Origin of the sequence: Flaviaesturariibacter aridisoli (genome assembly GCF_004343705.1) — a bacterium.
In the GTDB taxonomy this organism is placed as follows: domain Bacteria; phylum Bacteroidota; class Bacteroidia; order Chitinophagales; family Chitinophagaceae; genus Flavisolibacter; species Flavisolibacter aridisoli.
This window is the reverse complement of the sequence record NZ_SKFH01000073.1, coordinates 1-2,078: the sequence shown is the minus strand read 5'-3', so window position 1 is coordinate 2,078 and position 2,078 is coordinate 1. Positions and strand designations below refer to the sequence as shown.

Sequence of the window (2,078 nt, the reverse complement as noted above, 5' to 3'; positions counted from 1 at the left end):
GGAACGAACGACGGATGGCAAATCCCCCCCGGCATGCCGGAGGCATGCACGCTTCACAACCCGGGATGAAATCCCGGGGGAACGAAACGACGGATGGCAAATCCCCCCCGGCATGCCGGAGGCATGCACGCTTCACAACCCGGGATGAAATCCCGGGGAAACGAAACGACGGACGACAGCCCCCGGCATGCCGGAGGCATGCGCGCTTCACAACCCGGGATGAAATCCCGGGAAACGAAACGACGGATGGCAAATCCCCCCGCATGCCGGAGGCATGCACGCTTCACAACCCGGGATGAAATCCCCGGGGGCGGATGGCATCGATGCATGCCAGAGGCATGCGCGCCGTGGGAGGGGCCGCATAAACCGTGTGCGGCGCAGGGCACATTTGCAGTAAGGCGGGACAAAAAAATACCCCGCTCATCACGGGGTATCTAAACCAAAAACTATCTACCTGATGACACATCAAGCTTCGTTCACCGCTTCCTTCTTCGGCCTCGATGCGGGGTCGATCAGTTTGCGGGCTTCCTTGTATTCAAAATAGAATTCCGGGTGTTTGGATTTGTAAAACGCAGCGTTCCGGTCCATCCGCTTTTTGAGGCCGTCGTTGGTTTGTGCAATGAGTTTCTTCAACTCGTTGGTCTGCGTGCTGCGGGCCGTGGTGGTTTTGCGCGGCGCATCTTTTTCTTCCTTGAAAAGGCCCAGGGCAGCAGTGAAGCCGGTGATTGATTCGTCGGTGATCCCGTTTTCGGCACCGCCGGCAAGGGCCGTGTGGGCATCTTCCGCAATGAGGGTACACACCGCGTGCAGGCGGGCATCGGAGAGCTTGTCCAGCTTCGGCTCCGTCCAGGTGTTGCGGGCTTCCATGTCGGCAAGCCCTTCTTCGTTGGCCCAGCCCGCTGCCAGGGAGCTCAGCACGGCACCGGTGGCGCAAATGATCTCGCGCGTCGTCTTTTTGGCGCCGCCGCCCTGCTGGTTCTTTTGCTGGCGCAGCACCGCCGCATCGATGCGGTTCACCTGCCCATTCAGCCACAAAACTGCCTTTTGAAACGCCGGGCTGAGTGCAACCAGGGCCTGATTTTCTTTGCAAAACAAGAGAATGGCGCCGTACATGGCGATGTAACGGTTTTGAACTTTGGTCATCACTTTTAAATTTTAGCGTTAAAAAATAAAAGTGTTTTTAAGGTAGCAGTCGGTTTCAAAGGGGGCGGAAGACAAGACCAATATAACTCATCTTTCGGAAAAAACAAATGGGTAGCTTTCCGCGCCAGCAGACCCGCCCCTGGTTCCGACAGTTGCTTCCGCGACGACGACAGATGCCTCCGCGCCGACGGGCCATGCTTCCGCGAGTACGAGAGATGGCTCCGCGGCAACGAGAGATGCTTCCGCGGCGACGATAGATGCTTCCGCGGCAACGATAGATGCCTCCGCGGCGGCGATAGATGGCTCCGCGGGTCCAACAGCAGGCTCCGCGGCGACGTTAGCGGCCTCCGCGGGTCCATTAGATGCTTCCGCGGCGACAATAGCGTGTTCCGCGGCTACAACAGCATTTTGCTTTTGATTATCAACCGATTGCAGGTTGGGGTAGGTCTCGGCCCGTTCGCCGTGCCGCCCTTCGCTGCGCCGTCGCGTGCCCCCCGTGCCTGCGCGGTCCGGCTCTCCTCGGAAATAGGCGATCATCGCGGACGAAAATACCCCGCCGATCGCCCGTTCCGGTGCCCCGGAAGCGAACGCCGGGCCTGCCGGCCCGGCGTTACCCGTTAGTGCTTGTTGCGCGGGTCATCGGCTGGATTGATGTAGGTGATGGCGAAGGGCCCCATACCGTGCACCTGCACGACGGCCCTGCTCTTCGAAAAAGCATAGTGCGCCATGTTGGCCGGCAGCACGGCATAGCCGCCCCGCTTCAGTTGCTTGGCGGCACCGCGGTTCAAGGTGTTGCCCATCCCAAAATAGGCGCTGCCTTCGATCACCGTCACGTGCTCGATGGTCGGGTGCGTATGCGGCGGTATCGTATAATTGGCGGGCATCTGCAGGCGCACGGTAAAGGGGCCCTCTTTGGAAGGATCACCCTCGAGCAC

The 2,078-nt window shown here is 59.8% G+C and carries 2 protein-coding genes; both read right to left on the bottom strand.

From position 1 onward, the window contains the following. Nucleotides 1-465: 465 nt before the first annotated feature. Nucleotides 466-1,143 (bottom strand): hypothetical protein, encoded by a 678-nt coding sequence (locus tag E0486_RS18380; protein ID WP_131853652.1) that lies wholly within the window; start codon nucleotides 1,141-1,143, stop codon nucleotides 466-468. 617 nt (nucleotides 1,144-1,760) lie between these two features. Next, nucleotides 1,761-2,078, bottom strand: a 318-nt coding sequence (locus E0486_RS18375) for a cupin domain-containing protein (protein WP_165917415.1), incomplete at its 5' end; no start/stop codon positions are given.

Excerpts from the sequence above, each read along its gene's own strand:
- E0486_RS18380 (WP_131853652.1), bottom strand. The coding sequence starts at position 1,143 with ATGACCAAAGTTCAAAACCGTTACATCGCCATGTACGGCGCCATTCTC.